The sequence below is a fragment of the Bacteroides sp. Phil13 genome, assembly GCF_001940965.1.
Taxonomy (GTDB): Bacteria; Bacteroidota; Bacteroidia; order Bacteroidales; family Bacteroidaceae; genus Bacteroides; species Bacteroides intestinalis.
The window spans coordinates 100,185-121,076 of sequence record NZ_MSHA01000081.1 but is presented as its reverse complement, the minus strand read 5'-3'; the positions used below and the strand labels follow the sequence as shown (position 1 = coordinate 121,076).

The window sequence follows — 20,892 nt, the reverse complement described above, 5'->3', positions numbered from 1 at the left end:
CATTCAGATCAGCATACAGAGTATGCTCAGTGACAAAGATAAAGATAAAAAGCGAGAATAAAACACCAGTTAAGAAGAAGGCTTGCGAAATGAGACGCAATCAGAAAGAAAAAACAGATTTCAAAAGAATAATTCTCCGCTTTATGCTATTTTTGCAGAAAGCGCTTAAAAAGTATTCTTATGGATTATAAAATAAATGCCCCGACCGATGGAGATGAGATGATATATCGGCATTTGCGGATGGGGCGGTCTGGCACTTTATGCAGCTGCTATTGACACACGCATCAAGGCTACTGTTGCCTCTACAATGTACAACATGAACCGCGTAAATGCAAACCATTCGATAAATTGGTGGCATTCTTCAACGAGAATCTGAAATAAGAAAACCCGGGAAACGTGGAAAATGATTTCCATCGTAAAATAGCTTATTGAAATTTGGCACGCCGTTGTGAATCAAGTATATTTGTACATTCATTATAAGTACTATAATTATGCAAGATTTTGTAAACGGACGCTGTGGTTGGTGCGGAACTGACGAACTGTATGTGAAATACCATGATCAAGAGTGGGGAAATTTAGTAACCGACGACAAGACACTGTTCGAATTTCTTGTGCTGGAGAGCGCCCAAGCCGGATTAAGTTGGATAACCATCCTCAAAAAGCGCGAGGGATATCGCAAAGCCTTCTGTGGTTTCGATGCCGGACAGGTAGCACAAATGACCGATGAAGATGTCGAACAGCTGATGCACTTTGATGGCATCGTAAAGAACCGTCTGAAAATCAAATCGACCATCACAAATGCAAGGTTATTCCTCGCCATACAAAAGGAGTTCGGTAGTTTCTATGAATATACACTATCGTTCTTTCCCGATAGAAGACCGATCATCAATACCTTTCAGTCCTTGAGTGAGATTCCGGTATCATCTCCCGAATCCGATGCCATGAGCAAGGATATGAAAAAACGAGGATTCAAGTTCTTCGGATCTACGATCTGCTACGCCCACTTGCAGGCTGCGGGATTCGTTAACGACCATCTGGCGGGTTGTATCTGCCGAAAAGAATAAATGACAGTATAACTTCATACAAAGTAAAAGGCGGTATTTCCTCGCGTGGATTTGCCGCCTTTCCGTTGAAATATATGAAGTTTAGTTTTTGAGTTCGCTTATAGATCCTGGTATCATTTTACTTTTTTATTCCCAAAATATTTCTTGCTTTTTCTTCACTGGAGATGAAATCGAGTGCATCGATTATCTCGTCATAATTCTCCCGATCGGAGATATTCGGAGCTATAATTTTCAGAACTTCCAGTTTGTCGTCATCAAACCGGTATATCGACATCATCCGCACACACTGTTTGCAACTCAATCCTCTGTTACCGATTCCGGCTTCCAATAATTCCAGTTGGTCGTCCTTGAAAGGTTTGCTCTTCACTTTGTTGTAAAGCGACTGGAAATCCCTCTCATTCATCCCTCTTCCACCACTAACGTGCGGACGGGAGGAAGCAGTTCCATCACCTACTTCAATAGCAGGATATACAGCAACAGGCGGATGAGGAGCTGTGTTAAAAGAATTCATCCCTACAACACGCCCGTTTACGAAATCTATGACAATCGATGTAGTCACAGTAGATAAATTGCCACCGGCAACAAGTTTCACATACTCCCACTGCTCTGTTTCTTGGTCAAAACGGCGATATTGTGGTTTTCCAAGTATGGAAGAAACTTCTTTTTGGGTCATCCCTTTTTGGACACTCATCATGATGTCTTTACTCGATCCGATAATGCTGGCGCAGCTATTTATGCCAATCATAAATGCCAGTAGTGCTAATGTCAGTTTTATTGTTTTCATTGCATATATTGTTTTTTACTTTTTATGTTGCTACAAATATAAGTGGAGAAAAACATATAATATTATCTTTTTCCCTATTATTTAGGGAGATTTCCCTATTCATATATAGAGTTATGGATTTCAATAAAAAAGATAAAGCTATGGAGGGAAACATCTTTTTCCTATCTTTGTCACATAATGTGACGAGTAATTCACCTCCATAGTAATTGGAATGCTCTAAAAATTAGTAGATTGCAATATATGAAAACAGAATTGGAAAAGTGCTTAGCCGGAGAACCGTTCAACGGCGGTGACAAAGTATTGGCAGATATGACGCTGAATGCTAAAAGATTGTTGAAGCGGCTAAATGAAACGGACTATGCCGACACGGAACAGAGAAAGCGAATCTTTCATGATTTGTTTGGCAAAATGGGAGAACATGTCCATATTGATATTGATTTCCATTGTGAATACGGGAAGCATATTTTCATCGGTGATCAGGTTATCATCAATATGAACTGTACGTTTGTAGACAATAACATCATTGAGATAGGCGACAATGTGTTGATAGCGTCCAATGTACAGATATACACCGCCACCCACTCTACCAAATTGCAAGAAAGAGTCGTAGCGGATTGGGAAGCAGGAGAAGGTATTTGCAAAACCTATGCACTCCCCGTAAGAATAAATGATGGAGCGTGGATTGGTGGTGGTGCGATAATCCTACCAGGAGTGACAATTGGAAAAAACAGTGTCATAGGTGCCGGCAGTATAGTAACTCGCTCTATTCCTGACAACTGCGTAGCCGTAGGAAATCCTTGCAGGGTGATTAAACAAATTGATAATGAAGTCGTTTGACAGAAACGATCACAATATATCATTGCTCTGTACTCCTCAAAGTATTTAAGTCATACTTTGAGGAATATTTTTGGGGAAGACCTGATTTTAGAATCATTTCAATGCCTTACCATCCGAAAAAGCCTTACCCACCTTTTCGCCCACCTTCAGATAATCATTGTTGAACGGATCGAAGATGATAGGAGCTACTTTGGAAGCATCTACTTTCCCGTTTTCATCAAGTACACGCTCGTCTACACTCACATTTACGATCTCTCCACGCAAGATGCAGGTTTCGGGATTATAATCTTTCAGTTTGCACTCCATCGCTACGGACAGTTCGTCAATCAACGGAGCGTCCACGAACTCCGAACGGGTGGCATGGAAGCCTGCACGGGCGAATTTATCCGTTACCTTATTGCCGGAAACGATACCTACATAATCGCATGCAACAACCTGCCCCACTTCCGCCATACTTACTGTAAATGCTTTGCGCTTCAGGATATTCGCAGTGGTCTTGTGTCCTTCGCTGATGCAAATACTGATCTCTTTCATTTCACTGATACCACCCCAAGCCGCATTCATAGCGTTGGGGAGTCCATTTTCATCATAAGCAGCGATGATAAACACCGGCTGCGGATAGGAAAAGGGTTTTGCTCCGTAATTCTTTCTCATACTAATTTATTTTTGAGTCCATTGTTTAATGTCTTCTTTGGTTGCACCGTTCAGCAGTTTGCCTTTCTGCCACTTCAAATTGGAATAAGTTTTCTGCAATTCCTTTTCGGAATTGGAGATACTGCTTCCGCCCGACGTGGCAAACAGAATCACTGTCTTACCTGAAAAATCACCACTTTCTATAAAAGTATTAATGATTCTCGGAGCTAAATTCCACCAGATGGGAAAACCAATATAAATAGTATCATAGTCCGCCAGGTTTTCCGCTTTGGAGCTTAAGGCAGGACGTGATTTAGCATCCGCCATCTCCACACTGCTGCGTGAGGACTTGTCGTGCCAATCCAGATCAGCAGAGGTGTACTTCTTCGCAGGCTGTATTTCGTAGAGAGTACCACTTGTGACTTCAGCAACGACCTTGGCTGCTTTTTCTGTTGTTCCCGTTGCCGAGAAATAGGCAACCAATGTCTTAGAACTTTGTTTCTGTGCGATTGCGGTCAAACATAACGCCATAATCGCTACCATAAAGAATGTAAGTCTTTTCATACGATATATTATTTAGTTCAAACATAGATTACTTTTCCGTAGCAAACGCTTCGATTCGGGAAGCATATTGCAATGATACAAAATTACGGAGTATTACCCAGTATGCAGGTATATAAATTACGGAATATATAACCAATATTACGGATGTATCTCCTTTTGACATACTTTATACCCCCTATTATTGGATTGTAACTATTTTGTAGTTACATTTGCTGAAACTTATAAATGAATGGGAACAAAAGAAAAACTTATCGAACGTTTCAAGTCGTTACCAGCAAATTTTACATTTGAAGAAATGGAACGCTTGTTGTCGATATTTGGTTATGAAAAATCGAATAAAGGTAAAACTTCCGGTTCGAGAGTTATCTTTAAGAATGGAGACAAACGCCCTATAATGATTCACAAACCTCATCCCGGCAACCTTATCAAAGGGTATGCAATGAAACAAGTATTAAATGATTTGATGGATGCAGGTTTTATAAAATGAAGAAAGGAGTATTATTATGAATACATTAAGGTACAAAGGTTTCATTGGGTCTGTCAACTTCAGTGAAGAAGACAGCGTTTTTTTCGGTAAAATAGAAGGAATAAATGGAATGGTTAATTTCGAAGGACAGAGTGTTCAAGAACTGACAGAAGCATTTCATGGAGCAGTCGATGATTATCTGGCTTATTGTGAAGAAGAAGGGGTACAACCGCACAAAAGCTATTCAGGATCATTAAATGTTCGTCTGACTCCTGAGATACATAGCCATATCGCAATGCTGGCACAGCGTGCAGGTATCTCTATCAATGCTTTCATCAAACAAGCACTGGAGAAGCAAATTACAGCTATGTTATAGAATAGAAATTCATTCTATTATAATCACTATAAAACTCCGCTGAGTGTAAAGCATGTATGTGGTATTGCAGAGATTATCCGATAAAAAGAATAGTCTCTGCATTTTTTTAATGTTAAAAACACAAATGACTGTCACAATCCTCTTCGGCCCATGTCTAAATATATAAAACAGAAATCATGGAAATAGAAATTTATCATGTGGACCAAGCGATAAATGGCTCTAAAGAGGCATTAGAAGCAATCATTGAAAATATTGAAGGCCCGGTGTTTAATTTGTCATTGCGCATGCTCGGGCGGATTGAAGATGCCGAAGACGCAAAGCAAGACATTCTGATAAAGGTCATCACAAGCCTTTCTTCTTATAAAGGAAAAAGTTTATTTTCGACATGGGTGTATAAAATAGCCGTAAACCATTTAATCAATGAGAAGAATAAAGACTTCGCAAATCATCCTTTGTCTTTTGAAATCTTCGGGAGTGATATAGACAGATATGTCGCCTCTTCAGTTGACCAAACGAATCTGGCTGAGAAAAAGATTTTCTCGGAAGAGCTGAAACTGTCATGCACCAACGTTTTGCTTCAATGCTTAAATCCATTTGACAGGTTAATCTTCATTCTGGGAACCATGTTTGATGTAGACAGCCGGCTGGGAAGTGAGATTACAGGATTGTCGGCTGACAACTTCAGGCAACGGCTGTCACGCTCCAGAAAAGTAATGAGTTCTTTCCTGTCAGAATATTGCGAGCACGCAGGAGGCAAGAAATGTAACTGTATGAACCGGGTAAATTATGCCCTCAGCCAACATCGTATCGATCCTGCCCTGCCTTACTCATCATCATTGGTACCGGAGAGAATCTCCACATCGAAGTCTGCCATGGAAAACATTGATGCCGCGACAGCTCTGTATTCAAACTTACTCAGACACTCTTCTAAACAGCAAGCCAAAGAATATCTTTTCAATCTGCTTAAAACAGATGATTTTTCATCACTAACTAAATAATATCTGACATGGACAAATTATTTTTCTCGGCAATTATCGGATTGATTGCCGGAGTCATAGACATCATTCCTATGATTATGCAGAAACTTCCCCGCTACTCCACCGTTTCGGCGTTTTTCCATTACTTCTTTGTTTCAATCATTATTCTCAATGTAGACATACCTCATATTCCCTGGTGGCTGGAAGGAGGTGTTGTAGGCTTGGCACTAACTATCCCGATGCTTATTCAAGTAGGACATTCGGATAAGAAATCTTTGCCAATAATAGCATTCAATGCCGTAATATTGGGAACATTGGTTGGACTTGCTGGACACTATATTTCAGTTTCCTAAATCCACACAGAGCAATGTAGGATTTGAGTCATCCTCCTCATTAGCTAAACCATATTGAACCAATTTATCAATAGAAAGCAATGTATATGCCTTGTTGTTCCGGATAAGGGAAACGGGAGTATTTACAATTGCTTTCTCATTATAAGGCATGACATATCCTTTTTCCGAATGAGTCAACAATTCCCCGCTATTTGTATCCCATAGTGTATAATGCCTGCTCTCATTCCAGAAGAAATCATAAAACAACAGGCCATTCACCAATAAAGCATTTTCCGCTTTGATGCAATACTTCCCTTCCGTAAGCATACGTTCAAGATCGCCATTCAAATCTGTCGGCATCTTTAGTTTGCCCTGATTGATGGCCACAGCGGGAATGAGTTTTTCCTTTCTGCTGGCATACAGCGTATCATTAATCACAATACACACTTGGTCGTTTCCGTCTCTGAATCTGGGCACGATGTAGCCACCCGAAAAGCCCGTCACCGATTCAACATCGAAAGGAAAGAAAGATTGTTTCATGTTCCAGTCCTTATCAAAGAAGGCTACTAAGTGCGATTTCTGATATTCTCTTTTGTAGGTTCCCCAATATCCGTTGGATACACCAATAAAGTTGGATATACTATCTTTGGGGTATTCGCTGACGAAAGTCCCGTCCGGCTTATATAATTTAGTCTTATTAGGAGTAGCAACATAAATCAACTCTTTTTCTTCATCAAAAAAGCGGGAAAAGATGTCGGCATATTCTTCAGGTCCATTTCCTTTCCTGTCCATCACAGAAAGAAAAGAACCGTTTTCGGCATTAAAGAAATAAAAACTCGTCTTATCTCCGATAACTATGTACTTTGGAGTCACATTAAGCAGGTACGCATTAGCACTCAACAAGCATTTATCATTCGTTTCCAACCGAATCGTTTTCGGATTTTTGAAAAGAGATTGATATTGTGCCGAAGTGTAGTCCGCATCAAAGTGTTCGACGCCTTTATCAATACTGACTGTAGAAACCTGATCATGTGAACCTTTTTCTCCGGAACAAGCCGTGAGAAGAAAAAGAGAGATGCCGAGAAAGGAAATACAAGAGTGTCGCATATTGTTTTTTGTTATGTTGTAAATTGGGCAAATTTATAAAAAAAAACGAATATACAAGATGTTATCTCAGAAAAATGAGAAGAATAAAAAAAGAAAAAATAAAAGTCGGAAAAACCAACCCAAATACTTGACTTCGCCTTTCTGATGTAGTATCTTTGTAGAGCTTTAAAAAACTGAATTTTAATATTAAACCTAAAACCTTAGCAAATGGCAAAACTGATTCTTTCTTTCTCCGAATTGGCCGGTATGTATTTCCCCGGTTGTTCCACTCCGAAAAATGCGGTAAGATCTTTACAACGAAGCATTAAAAGGTGTACAAATCTGGCGACTGCTTTAGTTGAAACGGGCTATCAGCCTTATAATCATCGTTGGCTCTCTCCCAAGCAATACGGGCTGATAATAGAGAATCTGGGTGATCCATTCCCGGAATAATAATAGATAATAAATAGAAAAGGCGGTTGTTCTTCATAAGAATCACCGCCTTTTTTGTTGATATTTATCAAATTTAGGCCTAAAAGAGGCTTTTTACGTTTTTAATAAACGTTGAGCACATTCTTTAAAAACGTTCCCGTTATTCTTAAAAAACGAATAACAGGAAGCTGAACAAGGCAGAAAAACGCCTATAATTTGTCTATATTTGAGACTATGATATATTCTATTTTACTTAGTATAAACGAACTTTACATTTTTACAATACCTGACATATAGCATGAACTGATAATCAAAAAACGACTTTAAATTCTACGATAAACTTCATCAAATGGTACTCTGCACCGTTCTCCCCAAATTCCTTTATTTCCGTCCCGTATTCCACAGGGGATAACCATATTTATTTCAGCACCATGAGGCAATTTCAGTATCCTTTTTAGCCGACGGCTATCTAAACCTTCCAGAGGACAAGTGTCATACCCTTCGTTTGCCATAGCAATCATAAACGTTTGAGCAGCGAGTGCACAAGATTTATGGGCAGTCACGCGCATATCATTTTCGGAGACTTCGAGCATTATCGGGCGGAAAATGCTGATGATATTAACCAGTAGTTTTCTGAATAATCCCAAAATTCCAAAGAAACGGGCATAAACAAACGGCATCAATTTGCCATAGTATAATTCCCGGTTTTTGATGCGTTTGGCCTGACGTTCTTTCGGACTGTAACGCCGGATATTCTCCCGCTCGAAGTCAAGTACAAACCGCGCATGTTTCCTGTACCAATCACGCCGCACCACGAAAACGACTATTTGTGAAGCTGTAGAAGTGGCTTTCTGATCGAGACAAGCTCTTGAAACCTTTGCCAGTAATTCGGGCTGAGTGATATGATAGAACTCCCACAACTGCATATCCGAGCTGTTGGGAGCTAATGTTGCCAATTCCAGACAATGTTTTATTCGTTCCGGATCTATCAGTTTTGTTCTGTCATACGCTCGCACAGAGCGACGATAATGGAGGACTTCGTCTAAATTCATAATGCTGTAAAATGTTATAATACTATTATACTTTTCCTTAGAGCTAAAAAACTTCAGGATACCCATAGAATTAATTCTATAGTATAAGATTAAAAACATCTCCATAAGCTAATTGTTCCTCAACTAACCGGACTTTTCGTGTAATCAGAATATCGATGTGCTGTATATCACTAATTCGTGATGCTTTCCCAAACCAGTTTATTGTCCCTTTATGAATTTGGTTATTTTTCACCATTGTGTGAATGGTCGAAACAGACTATTTTTGCAAAAAATTAATCATTCATAATCTATTAAGCAATGAAAAGTAATACTATTTGTCAAGTAATTCTTGCAGGAAGCATCATATTGGCTTCTTGCCAATCTAACAATTCTGCTAAGCAAGATGAGTCTCAACAAACAATGAACGAAACAGTTATGAACAAAGTTACAGATTGCAAAATCAGTGCGGGAAACATCACTTTCACTAATGCCATCAATGGAGCTGAAAATTGCGTGAAACTGCTTGATGATGGCGCATTGGAATTCCATTGTGCCGAAGGACTGGATTTCTTCAGTGACCCGAATGGAAAACTGTCAAATACAACGCTTCCTATTCTGCTTGTCCCCGTTGAGAACACGAAACCTTTTACGTTAATAGCCAAGGTTACTCCGGAATTCACAACGGAGGGATTGTATAATGCAGCTGACCTTTTTGTATATTCTTGTGATTCACTCTGGCAGAAACTGGCATTTGAACAGGATGAATACGGTAACCACCGTATTGTTACAGTAAGAACACAAGGAACATCCGATGATAATAATCATGATAAATTAGATGTTTCATCTGTTTACCTGAAGATTTCATCTGATACAAAAACCATTGCCAGCTATTATTCCATCGACAAGAAAAGATGGAACATGGTTCGTCTATACAAGAATTGTTATCCCAAGAACATCTATTTGGGCATCAGTAGCCAGTGTCCTCAAAAAGGCAGCTGCACAAGTCGTTTTGAAGAAATTTCTTTGTCTCACGATAATGTTAGCGATTTCCGCTTGGGAGAATAAACCATTATATATTGAAAGTGTAATTTTGCGGAATCCTACCTTTTTCAATATACTTGTTATTTCTTCCTCCGAATAATACCTTTCCCAAATGATGAAATGTTTGGCTGTGTCTTCAAGTATCAGGTTATATTGATATGCAAAAACTTTGTTCTCCGGATAATGGAATGTTTGGCTTAGAAGTAAATATTCACTTTCATTCCAGAACCCACCGCAAGGGGCATATTTCCAATCCCGGCTTTCCTGTCTGTCATCAATAATCCCTTCCGAGAAAACATCAAAAATGAGAATACCTCCATCAGTCAGCGAAAAATATATATTGTCCAGCAATCGGTCGCGATCACTATCCGGATGGGTTCCCATATCACAATAGATCATGGTGATTGCATCGTACTTACCCATAGGATAATTATTGATGTAGTCACCCAAAATATAGTTGATTTCCTCCCGTTTTCCAATGGCATATTCTATAGAAGCTTTATTAAAATCAATGCCCGTCACCATATAATCCTTATCTGCTAAAAGCGATGTGTACAGTCCCGGACCGCAACCTAAATCAAGCAAATGACTTTGGGGCTTTGTGTGCTGGAGTATGAAATCCACTATCTTCAGAACTGATTCCCGCTTTCGGCTGGCACCATCAGATTGCGGATCAAGGTGATCTTTTAATATCTGCTGCTGAATATACGGGTCGGTCCAAATGTTATGAGCGGACTTTTCAAATAAAACAGGTTTATGATCTATGATTCTCATGCTTTCTTGTAGATAGTTCTTTCATATTATTCATTAATAGCTCATTGGCAAACAAAAATCTGTTTTTCCGAATAATCACAAAATGCTTCTTCTTCAAAACTGCCAAACTTATGAAGAATTTCAAAACCGTTCCATTCCAGGTATGAATCTAACTCTTGAGGAAAGAATAGCCTCATATCCAAATTTTGAACAGAATCAAACTCACCATTAATGAAATAGTGCCATTCTATGCGATTTATCTGAGTTTTGCTCTCGTATCGCATCATCTGCTTTATCAATACTTCTCTCCCATCTTTGGTGGTATATTCAGCAATTTCTATTGGCTCTTTTTCATGTTCTACAATGTATTGGATATTGGGATTAAAACAATCTAACAAAAATATGCCTCCTGCTTTGAGATGATTTTTAACCACACGTAATGCTTTAAACAAATCTTCATTTTGATATAAATGATGGATCGAATTGAAAGGAATAAAGACAAGGTCATATTTCTTCTTTAAATCGAGAATTCTGATGTCAGCCTCAATAAATTCTATTTCTAATCCTGCTCCGGCAGCTTTTACTTTCGCTTGTTCAAGCATAGAAGCAGTGTAGTCTACCCCGCTGATATCATATCCTTCCTGTGCTATCGGAATAGTAAGTCTGCCTGTACCGCAACAAAGTTCAAGTATACAGGCAGACTTGTTTTTAGGCAGCCATCGCTTGTAAAATAGCAAATCATCTATATGGGTATTCATTCCATCATAAATATTCGCATCATAAATTAAATCCCCAACTTTATAATTGCTATTCATCTGATTCTTCAATATCTGGTGAGTACTAGTATTTACTGTTAAACATACAAAGGTAGTACTATTTATCGTGTTTTTTCCTATCTTTGCAGATATTCTTAAGAGAACTACAGATGTATTACAATAACCTGTTTACTACAAACAATCCCCCGGTAGCAGTCTAAAAGCTGAGCAACCGGATTCCATTTATATCATTTTCCTACCTTTCAAGGGTATTGGAATAGAAGGATTATACCTATTCCTTATTCAAGGTTGTTCAGCCAAATCTTTTGGTTTTATTAATATAAAAACAACTTTGAAATGAAAAATCTGAAATACATTTTCATGGTTCTGCTCGGTGGAACCATGTATGGTACGATGTCTTCCTTTGTGAAACTATCGTACACAAAAGGCTTCAATGCCGCTGAAATATCTTTTTGGCAGGCTTTTATCGCCGCCTTATTACTTGCAATATATGCTTTTTCCACAAGAAAGAATATCAAGGGTAAGTTGACCTTCGGCAATTTTATATTCTTACTTTTTACAGGCAGTGCTATCGGACTAACAAATTTCTTTTATTATGAATCCGTAAGTTACATCTCGGCATCATTGGCTATCGTCATCCTTATGCAGTTCACATGGTTCAGCCTGTTGTTGGAATGGCTTATATTTAAAAGCAAACCGTCCAAACCTGAATTGATTACTGTTTCATTTATCTTGGTCGGAACGATAATGGCTGGAAATATCCTTGGGGCAAAAGCATGGGAGTTTTCGATGAAAGGCGTCCTGTTTGCATTAAGCTCTTCACTCACTTATACCGTGTATATCATAGCCAACAGTCGGGTTAGCAAGAGTGTTCGTTGGCAAACTAAAAGCATGGTTATAATGATGGGATCTTCATTGTGTCTATTTTCAATAAACAGTGAAATAATTCTGTCAAGTGATTATCTAAATGACAAATTCTTCTGTTGGGCTATATTTCTTGCCGTTGTGGGTACGACTGTTCCGACAGCCTTGTTTGCCTCCGGCATTTCAAAGATTGGTGTCGGTATCAGTTCTATACTAATGACTGTAGAGCTTCCCGTTGCCATTATTTGTGCAAGAATAGTGTTGAAAGAGCAAATAGGTTCCCTGCAAATTGTTGGAATAGTGATTATGCTTGCATCTATTTGCATAATGAATTATTATAAAGTTTATAAATCTAAAAGGTGAATATATAGGTTTTACGATAAAAAGATAAAAAAAGAATCGCACGGTATTTGGGGTAAAGTATTGGTTCTTATTTAGATAGAAATGTATATTAATATTTTCCTCCGAATTATTTGTTTAAAGGTACCGAAAGGGGACAATCTCCCTTGTGCCGTATAGTACCTTTGCAAAGTCATCTGAAACAAATGACAACAGTAAACCTTATTTTTTCAACCTATTAAACTTTAATTATTATGGCTTTAGAGTATGTAGTGACCAAGAGAGTGTTTGGCTTTGACGACACAAAGACTGAGAAGTATGTAGCAAAATCTGTACGTTCGGGACAGATGAGTTTTAGTAAAACGTGTGCAAAGGTCAGTCGACTTTGCGGAGTCCATCGAAAAGTGGTAGATTTGGTAGTCAGCGGTCTGGTTGATATGATGGCGGAGGATATTGATGACGGAAAGAGCGTTCAATTGGGAGAGTTCGGCATCTTTCGCCCCACCATTAAGGCCAAAAGTGCGGATACCGCAGAAGGTGTTACGGCAAGCAATATAGTACGTAAGCGTATTGTATTCACTTCAGGGAAGATTTTCCAACGTACTTTGGGAGAAATGAGCGTAACCCGCGCCATTCCCATTGATACAGATTATACGGATGGAAGCAGTTCCGGTGGTAACGGTAGCGGCGGTAGCCAGGGAGGTGACGGTGGTATAGAGGATGATCCGTTAGGATAATGCCAAATTAAAGTAGCGAAAGAACTTCGCTACTTTTTTTGTTTCTATACCTATTTATATGGATAATATCTCTTATTTTTGCACATATTATAACTATAAATAGGTAATATGGAAACATCAAAAGTCTACTACACAGACCTGCGTACCTCTCCTACTTCCAATCTTCTGGATAAGATGGAGCGCCTGGTAAAGCGGGCAGGTATTGAACAGCTACCCTTAAAAGACAGTTTTGTCGCTATCAAGATTCACTTCGGTGAGCCGGGAAACCTTGCTTATCTTCGTCCGAACTACGCGGCTCGCATGGCAAACCTATTGCGCAACAATGGTGCAAAACCTTTCTTGACGGACTGTAACACACTATATTCAGGCCGTCGTGCCAATGCCGTCGATCACCTGCAAAGCGCAATGGAAAACGGTTATAATCCTATATCCGCCCAATGCCAGGTCATCATCGGAGATGGATTAAAAGGTACGGATTGCCGGGAAATTCCCTTGAACGGTGAGTACTGTACCGCCCCCAAGATTGGTACTGCCATAGCCGATGCGGATATTATCATCAGCATGAATCACTTTAAAGGGCACGAACAGGCCGGCTTTGGCGGAGCTTTAAAGAATTTAGGCATGGGCTGTGCCAGCGTAGCCGGAAAATTGGAACTACATTCGGCCTCTCAACCCAAAATAGATACGGGAAGTTGTATCGGCTGCAATATCTGCGTGAAGCACTGTGCACACGATGCCGTACACCTGAATGCAGGACGCAAAGCAGAAATAGATTACACTAAATGCGTAGGTTGCGGACAGTGTGTCGCCTTGTGCCAGTATGACGGCGCCATTATGGGCGATGAAGATACGTCCGAACGCTTAAACTATAAGATTGCCGAATATTCACTGGCCGTAGTGAAAGATAAGCCCAACTTCCACATCAGTTTTATAATGAATGTATCTCCGGAATGTGACTGTTGGAATCATAATGATGCTGCTATTGTTCCCGACCTCGGTATTCTGGCTTCTACAGACCCGGTGGCTCTGGATAAAGCATGCGCGGATATGGTCATCCAAGCTCCTATACTGCACACAGGTAACCGCCTTTCTGCCGGACATGAGCACGATGATTTGTGCGGCCATGACAAGTTCCACATGATGCACCCGGATACGGACTGGCTGGCCGGATTGCGCCATGCGGGAAAGATCGGATTGGGCAATATGCAATATGAATTGGTGAAGATTTAAACCTTTTTCGTCCAAAAGAGTCTTAATACAAACATACCGATACAAAACCTGTAAGGATTGAGACAAATCTTCAAACAAAATGAACGCTCATCTCCTACTTTTGTATTTTGAAGAAACATAATAATAACAAATTAAAATCTAATTTATTGAATAATGGAAACATCTGCTAAACTCTACTCTTTGTCGTTCAGCAACGTAAAGACCTATTTATTCGTATTCCTATTTGTTGCAGGAAATATAGCATTGCCGCAGCTTTGCCATTTGGTTCCCATGGGTGGACCGACTTTGCTGCCTATCTATTTCTTTACACTGATTGCCGCCTATAAATTCGGCTTCCGTGTAGGACTGCTTACGGCTTTACTTTCTCCGGTGATTAATCATTTATTGTTTGGCATGCCCGCTGCCGCCGCATTGCCTGTGTTGCTCATTAAATCCGGTTTGCTTGCAGGAGCCGCTGCATTTGCTGCACGATATACAAAAAAGATATCCTTAGTTGCATTGCTTGGTGTGATTCTTGCTTACCAGGTGATAGGCACTGTTTTTGAATGGGCTATATGTGGTAACTTCTTCCTGGCCGTACAAGATTTCCGTATCGGCATTCCGGGTATGCTGATCCAATGGTTCGGTGGTTACGCTCTGCTGAAAGCTATTTCCAAACTTTAATAATAGACTATCTCCCATATCAATATGGCAAAAACAATGGAAGAAGTGCTGGAACGCTTCCGCACAATTGAATTCCACGATGATTTTGATATGATCGTGGCTATTGCTAATGGCGGTATCGTTCCGGCAGGTATCATCAACCAGCGATTGCAAAAAGAAGTGCATCTGCTACGTATCAATTTGCGGGATGAATACCAACATCCGAAGTACGATGCACCCCAGTTGCTTACTCCGGTTGACTTTGATTTTAAAGATAAAAGCATCTTATTGGTAGATGACCGTATTAAGACAGGCTCTACCATTCGTCTGGCGTGCGAATTACTAAAAGAGGCACGTATGATAAAAACATTCGCAGTCAATGGTACGGCAGATTATGCCTTGTTTGACGAGACGTGTTTTAAGTTCCCGTGGATCATATAAGTAATTAATAATTAGTAATTAATAATTCAAAAAGAGCCTATGGATAGAAGAGATTTCTTAAAAACTCTGGCGGTAACGGGTGCGGTGATGACCGTGCAGCGTTCCGAAGCAATGGACATACTGGCGCAAAAGTTGACAAATGCTGGCGGTGGCAAGGTGGATCTGGTAGCTGTGATGGGTGGAGAACCGGAAACGATGTTCAGGCGTGCTATTACAGAAATAGGTGGCATGAAACAGTTTATAAAACCGGGACAAAAGGTAGTGGTTAAACCGAATATCGGTTGGGATAAAGTGCCCGAACTGGCCGGTAATACGAATCCGAAGCTCGTTGCGGAAATTGTGAAGCAATGTCTTGCCGCAGGTGCCAAGGAGGTTACGGTTTTTGATCATACTTGCGATGACTGGCAGAAGTGCTACAAGAACAGTGGCATTGAAGAAGCTGCCAAAGCTGCGGGTGCCAAGGTTATGCCGGCTCATCTGGAAAGCTATTACAAACCAGTTTCATTGCCCAAAGGTGTACGCATGAAAAGTGCCAAGGTACACGAAGCCATTCTGAATAGTGATGTATGGATCAATGTACCCATCCTGAAAAACCATGGAGGTGCCAATCTGACGATTTCCATGAAGAATCACATGGGTATTGTCTGGGATCGCGGTTTCTTCCATTCCAACGACTTGCAGCAATGTATTGCCGATATCTGCACAATGGATAAAAAAGCAGTGCTGAATGTGGTGGATGCCTATCGCGTTTTGAAAACGAATGGCCCGCGAGGACGTTCTGCTTCGGATGTAGTATTAACCAAGGGATTATTTATTTCACAGGACATTGTAGCCGTAGATACAGCCGCCACCAAATTCTTTAACCAGGTTCGCGAAATGCCACTTGAAAGTGTGGCGCACCTCGCTAACGGACAGGCATTAAAGATTGGAACGATGGATTTGGATAAGCTGAATGTAAAGCGTATTAGACTTTAATTCAAGCTATATAAAGTATACACATTTATGTTGAGAAAAGCACGTATTATACTGTCCGTTGTCATCTTCGGGCTGATAACTTTTTATTTTCTGGATTTTGCGGAAATATTGCCAAATAGTTTCCACAGACTGGCGCATATACAGTTTGTACCGGCATTGATGTCACTCAGTTTTATTATTTTGGCAGTACTGATCACTTTGTTATTGGGTCGTATCTATTGCTCCACCCTTTGTCCGATGGGTATCTTTCAGGACATAGTGACCTGGATCTCCAAGAAAACGGCTAAGAAAAAGAAACGTTTCCGCTACTCACCTGCCAGGAATATACTGCGTTGGGGAGTATTGGGTGTAACGGCTATAGCTTTTCTTTTCGGCTTTACGGTCGTTTTAGGTCTGCTCGATCCTTACAGCGCTTTCGGGCGTATGACGGCCAATGTGTTTAAACCTGTGTATATGTTAGGGAACAATTTGCTGGAAAGCATATTTTCAAGTTTCAATAACTATACTTTCTATCAGGTGGACGTTTCTCTCCTGAGCATCTCGTCCTTTATTATCGGACTGTTAACGTTCTTGGTGATTGGCTTTCTGGCATGGAAATACGGACGTACCTGGTGTAACACAATATGCCCGGTAGGTACGTTGCTTGGCTTTCTGAGTCGCTTCTCACTGTTTAAAGTACGTATCGATACAGAAAAATGCAATCATTGCGGACTGTGTGCCACTAAATGCAAAGCCTCATGTATTAATAGTCCGGAACAGACTATTGACTACAGTCGTTGCGTAGATTGTTTCGATTGTCTGGGTGAATGTCGCCAGAATGCACTTAGTTATACCACTCCCCTCAAAACAGAGAAACAGGTGACTGACGCTTCCAAACGCCGTTTTTTACTTGCCGGGCTGACAACTGCCGCCGCAACTCCTAAAGTTATGGCACAAGCCCAGAACGTAGCAGCTGCGGCAGCCGGAATGAAAAGTGATAAACGTCAGACGCCTATAACACCGCCGGGATCTATCAGTCAGGAACATTTTCAGGCACATTGCACCTCGTGCCACCTGTGTGTCAGCAAATGCCCCTCTCATGTACTGAAGCCTGCTTTTATGGAGTATGGTTTAGGGGGAATGATGCAGCCGACCGTTTTCTTTGAAAAAGGTTTCTGTAATTTTGATTGTACCGTATGCGGGGATGTCTGTCCGAATGGAGCTATCCTGCCATTGACGAAAGAGCAGAAACACCTGACACAGATGGGTAAAGTTGTCTTCATCGAAGAGAACTGCATCGTCTACCGTGACGGAACCAGTTGTGGGGCTTGTTCGGAACATTGTCCTACGCAAGCTCTGTCGATGATTCCTTTCAAGGACGGATTGACAATTCCTCATATAGATACGGAAATTTGTGTAGGTTGTGGCGGTTGTGAATACGTCTGCCCTGCCCGCCCCTTCCGCGCCGTATACATCGAAGGAAATGCCGTACAGCAAGAGGCTAAACCCTTCACCGATAATCATCAGGAAGAAATTCAGGTGGATGATTTCGGCTTTTGATTAAATATTTTCCCGATTCCCACTGACGCCTGTCTTCGATTGAATAAATTGGGGGCAGGCGTTGCTTTTTCTCTATACTTAGCACATTTTTCTCCCTTTTTACTTTCAACCTACAATAAAATCACTAATTTCGTGGCGAACAAATATATGGTAGTTTTTTTACATGGAGGCAACATCAAATAATTGGTTTACGAACAAATATCCTATAGGATATGCTTTGAGCGGTGGTTTTATCAAGGGTTTCGCGCATCTGGGCGTGATGCAGTCATTGTTGGAACATGACATCAAACCTAATATCCTTTCGGGAGTAAGCGCAGGGGCTTTGGCAGGCGTGTTTTATGCAGACGGCAACGAACCGCATAAAGTGCTGGATTACTTCTCCGGGCATAAGTTCCAGGACCTGACCAAATTAGTCATACCAAAAGTGGGATTGTTCGAGTTAGGCGAATTTATTGATTTCCTGAAAACCAATCTGAAAGCAAAGACGATGGAAGAATTGCAAATACCTCTCATCATCACTGCAACCGACCTCGATCACGGACGTGTGGTGCATTTCCACAAAGGGAATATTGCCGAACGTGTGGCAGCTTCCTGCTGTATGCCTGTCCTCTTCTCTCCTGTAAAAATAGAAGGAACGCATTATGTAGATGGTGGGGTATTTATGAACTTACCTGTATCTACCATCCGGCGTGTTTGCAGCAAAGTGGTGGCAGTAAATGTTAGTCCGCTACTGGCGCACAAATATAAGATGAATATTGTAAGTATTGCCATGCGTTCCTACCACTTCATGTTCCGTGCCAATACATTCCCTGAACGGGAAAAAGCGGACTTATTAATAGAACCGTATAACCTGGAGGGATACAGCAATACCGAACTGGAAAAAGCAGAAGAGATATTTATGCAGGGATACAATGCCGCTAACACTCTTCTGGATCAGTTGAAAGCGGATCAGGGAACCATCTGGAAAGATGAAAGTAATTATCAAATCATAAAATAAAAAATAGAATGGGGAAAGATGAAAAAATGATTATCTATCAAGTGTTTACGCGCTTGTTTGGTAACAATCATAATCACTGCATCAATAACGGGAACATAACGGAAAACGGATGCGGTAAAATGGCGGACTTTACAGCCAAGGCACTCAATGAAATAAAGAAGTTGGGAGCCACCCATATTTGGTATACCGGTATCATAGAACATGCCACGCAAACGGATTATCGCCGTTACAACATACGTCCCGATCATCCGGCTATTGTTAAGGGAAAAGCAGGCTCTCCTTATGCCATCAAGGATTATTATGACGTGGATCCGGACTTGGCAAACGATGTACAGGAACGTATGAAGGAATTTGAAAATCTGGTACAACGTACTCATCGTAGCGGTCTGAAAGTCATTATTGATTTTGTTCCGAATCATGTTGCCCGCCAATATCATTCGGATGCACAACCTGACGGAACTTCACAGTTGGGTGCAAATGATGATCCTAATTACGCTTTCAGCCCATATAATAATTTTTACTATATCCCTCAATCCGAATTGCACGGTCAGTTTGATATGAAAGGATCGGCTGCGGAACCTTATAAAGAATGTCCTGCCAAGGCTACGGGGAACAATCGTTTCGATGCTTATCCCAATATCACCGACTGGTACGAAACCGTAAAACTGAATTATGGAGTGGACTATCAGAATGGTGGAACCTGTCACTTCAATCCCACTCCGGACACCTGGACAAAGATGCTAGATATCCTTCTTTTCTGGGCAGACAAGAATATTGACGGTTTTCGTTGTGATATGGCGGAAATGGTTCCGGTTGAGTTCTGGGAATGGGTGATTCCACAAGTGAAAGAGAAGCATCCTGATTTGTTATTCATTGCAGAGGTTTATAATCCGGCAGAATATCAGAATTACTTATTCCGCGGAAAATTTGATTATCTATATGATAAGGTAGGGCTTTATGATACGCTTCGCAATGTGATTTGCGGCTATGATTCGGCTATGGCCATTACCCGTTCCTGGCAAAGTCTGGGTGGCATCGAGAAACGGATGATGAATTTCCTGGAGAACCATGACGAACAGCGCATTGCTTCTGATTTCTTCGCCGGAAATCCGCGTAAAGCCATTCCGGGATTGATTGTTTCAGCTTGTATGAATACCAATCCGATGATGATTTATTTCGGGCAGGAATTCGGTGAACTGGGCATGGATAGTGAAGGTTTCAGTGGCAGAGACGGGCGTACCACTATTTTTGATTATTGGAGCGTGGATACCATTCGTCGCTGGCGGAATGGTGGGAAGTTCGATGGCAAGATGCTGACGGAAGACCAAAAACACATCTATAGTATCTACCAACGCATCCTGACGCTTTGCAACAAAGAAAAAGCAATCACTGAAGGAGAATTCTTCGATCTGATGTATGCCAACACAAATGGCTGGCGCTTCAATGAGCATAAGCAATACACATTCTTGCGCAAAGCTGGAAAAGAATTGTTGTTCATTATCGTGAACTTTGACCACATTTCAGTAGATGTAGCTATCAATGTGCCTTCTCATGCCTTTGATTTCCTGCAAATACCGCAGATGGATATTTATCCGGCAGTAGATTTGTTAACCGGAAAGACGGAAAGTATTAGTTTGCTGCCTTATAAGGCTACGGAAATCTCAGTAGAGGGATACAGTGGAAAGATGTTGAAAATCAAGCTATAATAAGATTTCTACCACGGAGTTCTGTTCTACTCCGTGGTTCTTTCTCCTTCCAGTTTTTCCTTCAGTCTGTACAGACGCGTAATGGCTGGATTGTAAAACTCATCCGGGTAATGTGCTTTGATATCATTTATATTTGCCACCACATATTGCTTAAGATTCATAATATTTTCGGCCTCACTTAGCTGTAACTCTTTGGGTAACTGTGTGTTCTCAGCCCACTTCATCAGGGCATTCACACTTTCCTCATCATACTTATATTCCATACGTTCG

General features: G+C 40.8%; 24 protein-coding genes and 2 pseudogenes. 18 read left to right on the top strand and 8 right to left on the bottom strand.

The annotated features are described in order from the left end of the window. Window positions 1-226 precede the first annotated feature (226 nt). Window positions 227-337: pseudogene (locus tag BWI44_RS15285) on the top strand (alpha/beta hydrolase); the annotation flags it as partial. Between the two features lie 154 nt (window positions 338-491). Beyond that, the gene (locus BWI44_RS15280; protein ID WP_138292290.1) at window positions 492-1,064 is read left to right on the top strand and encodes a DNA-3-methyladenine glycosylase I; all 573 of its coding nucleotides are present in this window, start codon (window positions 492-494) and stop codon (window positions 1,062-1,064) included. 118 nt (window positions 1,065-1,182) lie between these two features. Here BWI44_RS15280 and BWI44_RS15275 read toward each other — a convergent pair whose 3' ends face one another. Beyond that, window positions 1,183-1,848, bottom strand: coding sequence for a DUF4476 domain-containing protein (locus BWI44_RS15275; protein WP_138292291.1), 666 nt, complete (start codon window positions 1,846-1,848; stop codon window positions 1,183-1,185). Window positions 1,849-2,088: 240 nt separating this feature from the next. On the opposite strand from BWI44_RS15275, the gene BWI44_RS15270 reads away from it, so the two are divergent. Beyond that, window positions 2,089-2,685, top strand: coding sequence for a sugar O-acetyltransferase (locus BWI44_RS15270; RefSeq protein ID WP_138292292.1), 597 nt, complete (start codon window positions 2,089-2,091; stop codon window positions 2,683-2,685). A 93-nt stretch (window positions 2,686-2,778) separates the two neighbouring features. Here the strand turns inward: BWI44_RS15270 and BWI44_RS15265 are convergent, their stop codons facing one another. Continuing rightward, window positions 2,779-3,339: a flavin reductase family protein gene (locus BWI44_RS15265; RefSeq protein ID WP_007662745.1), complete on the bottom strand. Its 561-nt coding sequence runs from the start codon at window positions 3,337-3,339 to the stop codon at window positions 2,779-2,781. Between the two features lie 6 nt (window positions 3,340-3,345). Then, window positions 3,346-3,882 carry a flavodoxin gene (locus BWI44_RS15260; RefSeq protein WP_007662747.1) on the bottom strand — a complete coding sequence of 179 codons (537 nt, stop codon included), beginning with the start codon at window positions 3,880-3,882 and terminating at the stop codon, window positions 3,346-3,348. Window positions 3,883-4,111: 229 nt separating this feature from the next. Between BWI44_RS15260 and BWI44_RS15255 the strand changes: the two genes are divergently transcribed. The 4 genes from BWI44_RS15255 (at window position 4,112) to BWI44_RS15240 (ending at window position 6,054) form a co-directional block, all read left to right on the top strand. After that, window positions 4,112-4,369: a type II toxin-antitoxin system HicA family toxin gene (locus tag BWI44_RS15255; RefSeq protein ID WP_007218435.1), complete on the top strand. Its 258-nt coding sequence runs from the start codon at window positions 4,112-4,114 to the stop codon at window positions 4,367-4,369. Between the two features lie 16 nt (window positions 4,370-4,385). After that, window positions 4,386-4,724, top strand: a complete 339-nt coding sequence (locus BWI44_RS15250) for a type II toxin-antitoxin system HicB family antitoxin (RefSeq protein ID WP_007662757.1) — start codon at window positions 4,386-4,388, stop codon at window positions 4,722-4,724. A gap of 176 nt (window positions 4,725-4,900) precedes the next feature. Next, window positions 4,901-5,722, top strand: coding sequence for an RNA polymerase sigma factor (locus tag BWI44_RS15245; RefSeq protein ID WP_195209442.1), 822 nt, complete (start codon window positions 4,901-4,903; stop codon window positions 5,720-5,722). 8 nt (window positions 5,723-5,730) lie between these two features. After that, entirely contained in the window at window positions 5,731-6,054 is a 324-nt protein-coding gene (locus tag BWI44_RS15240) for a hypothetical protein (protein WP_044534728.1), read from the top strand. On the opposite strand, the gene BWI44_RS15235 is transcribed toward BWI44_RS15240, so the two are convergent. Further along, window positions 6,043-7,140 carry a DUF4934 domain-containing protein gene (locus tag BWI44_RS15235; RefSeq protein ID WP_195209443.1) on the bottom strand — a complete coding sequence of 366 codons (1,098 nt, stop codon included), beginning with the start codon at window positions 7,138-7,140 and terminating at the stop codon, window positions 6,043-6,045. The two genes, BWI44_RS15240 and BWI44_RS15235, sit on opposite strands and share 12 nt — an antisense overlap. A gap of 207 nt (window positions 7,141-7,347) precedes the next feature. Between BWI44_RS15235 and BWI44_RS15230 the strand changes: the two genes are divergently transcribed. Next, on the top strand, window positions 7,348-7,572 hold the full coding sequence (locus BWI44_RS15230) for a DUF4248 domain-containing protein (RefSeq protein ID WP_007214061.1): 225 nt from the start codon (window positions 7,348-7,350) through the stop codon (window positions 7,570-7,572). Window positions 7,573-7,874: 302 nt separating this feature from the next. Here the strand turns inward: BWI44_RS15230 and BWI44_RS15225 are convergent, their stop codons facing one another. After that, window positions 7,875-8,603, bottom strand: a complete 729-nt coding sequence (locus tag BWI44_RS15225; protein WP_195209444.1) for a nitroreductase family protein — start codon at window positions 8,601-8,603, stop codon at window positions 7,875-7,877. Window positions 8,604-8,900: 297 nt separating this feature from the next. Between BWI44_RS15225 and BWI44_RS15220 the strand changes: the two genes are divergently transcribed. Next, window positions 8,901-9,647: a DUF1349 domain-containing protein gene (locus tag BWI44_RS15220; protein WP_021967548.1), complete on the top strand. Its 747-nt coding sequence runs from the start codon at window positions 8,901-8,903 to the stop codon at window positions 9,645-9,647. A 30-nt stretch (window positions 9,648-9,677) separates the two neighbouring features. Here the strand turns inward: BWI44_RS15220 and BWI44_RS15215 are convergent. Both BWI44_RS15215 and BWI44_RS15210 read right to left on the bottom strand, forming a co-directional pair. Continuing rightward, a pseudogene (locus tag BWI44_RS15215) lies at window positions 9,678-10,397 on the bottom strand (class I SAM-dependent methyltransferase); the annotation flags it as partial. A 41-nt stretch (window positions 10,398-10,438) separates the two neighbouring features. Then, window positions 10,439-11,191 (bottom strand): class I SAM-dependent methyltransferase, encoded by a 753-nt coding sequence (locus BWI44_RS15210; RefSeq protein ID WP_007662766.1) that lies wholly within the window; start codon window positions 11,189-11,191, stop codon window positions 10,439-10,441. Window positions 11,192-11,488: 297 nt separating this feature from the next. On the opposite strand from BWI44_RS15210, the gene BWI44_RS15205 reads away from it, so the two are divergent. The 9 genes from BWI44_RS15205 to BWI44_RS15165 all read left to right on the top strand — a co-directional run bounded on the left by BWI44_RS15205 (window position 11,489) and on the right by BWI44_RS15165 (window position 20,622). Beyond that, complete coding sequence (locus tag BWI44_RS15205) at window positions 11,489-12,379, top strand: EamA family transporter (RefSeq protein ID WP_044534502.1); 891 nt, start codon at window positions 11,489-11,491, stop codon at window positions 12,377-12,379. Window positions 12,380-12,609: 230 nt separating this feature from the next. After that, on the top strand, window positions 12,610-13,092 hold the full coding sequence (locus tag BWI44_RS15200; RefSeq protein ID WP_195209445.1) for an HU family DNA-binding protein: 483 nt from the start codon (window positions 12,610-12,612) through the stop codon (window positions 13,090-13,092). A 108-nt stretch (window positions 13,093-13,200) separates the two neighbouring features. Further along, window positions 13,201-14,322: a DUF362 domain-containing protein gene (locus BWI44_RS15195; RefSeq protein WP_117691401.1), complete on the top strand. Its 1,122-nt coding sequence runs from the start codon at window positions 13,201-13,203 to the stop codon at window positions 14,320-14,322. A 153-nt stretch (window positions 14,323-14,475) separates the two neighbouring features. Next, window positions 14,476-14,985 (top strand): ECF transporter S component, encoded by a 510-nt coding sequence (locus tag BWI44_RS15190; RefSeq protein ID WP_117691400.1) that lies wholly within the window; start codon window positions 14,476-14,478, stop codon window positions 14,983-14,985. 24 nt (window positions 14,986-15,009) lie between these two features. Then, window positions 15,010-15,405 carry a phosphoribosyltransferase gene (locus tag BWI44_RS15185; protein ID WP_195209446.1) on the top strand — a complete coding sequence of 132 codons (396 nt, stop codon included), beginning with the start codon at window positions 15,010-15,012 and terminating at the stop codon, window positions 15,403-15,405. Between the two features lie 39 nt (window positions 15,406-15,444). Further along, a complete protein-coding gene (locus tag BWI44_RS15180; RefSeq protein ID WP_117691399.1) occupies window positions 15,445-16,380 on the top strand; it encodes a DUF362 domain-containing protein in 936 nt (311 codons plus the stop codon). A 27-nt stretch (window positions 16,381-16,407) separates the two neighbouring features. Next, window positions 16,408-17,919 carry a 4Fe-4S binding protein gene (locus BWI44_RS15175; protein WP_195209447.1) on the top strand — a complete coding sequence of 504 codons (1,512 nt, stop codon included), beginning with the start codon at window positions 16,408-16,410 and terminating at the stop codon, window positions 17,917-17,919. A gap of 163 nt (window positions 17,920-18,082) precedes the next feature. After that, complete coding sequence (locus BWI44_RS15170) at window positions 18,083-18,916, top strand: patatin-like phospholipase family protein (RefSeq protein WP_117691398.1); 834 nt, start codon at window positions 18,083-18,085, stop codon at window positions 18,914-18,916. Between the two features lie 8 nt (window positions 18,917-18,924). Next, window positions 18,925-20,622, top strand: a complete 1,698-nt coding sequence (locus BWI44_RS15165; RefSeq protein WP_007662785.1) for an alpha-amylase family protein — start codon at window positions 18,925-18,927, stop codon at window positions 20,620-20,622. Between the two features lie 26 nt (window positions 20,623-20,648). Here the strand turns inward: BWI44_RS15165 and BWI44_RS15160 are convergent, their stop codons facing one another. Beyond that, a complete protein-coding gene (locus tag BWI44_RS15160) occupies window positions 20,649-20,885 on the bottom strand; it encodes a DUF6965 family protein (RefSeq protein WP_195209448.1) in 237 nt (78 codons plus the stop codon). Window positions 20,886-20,892 lie beyond the last annotated feature (7 nt).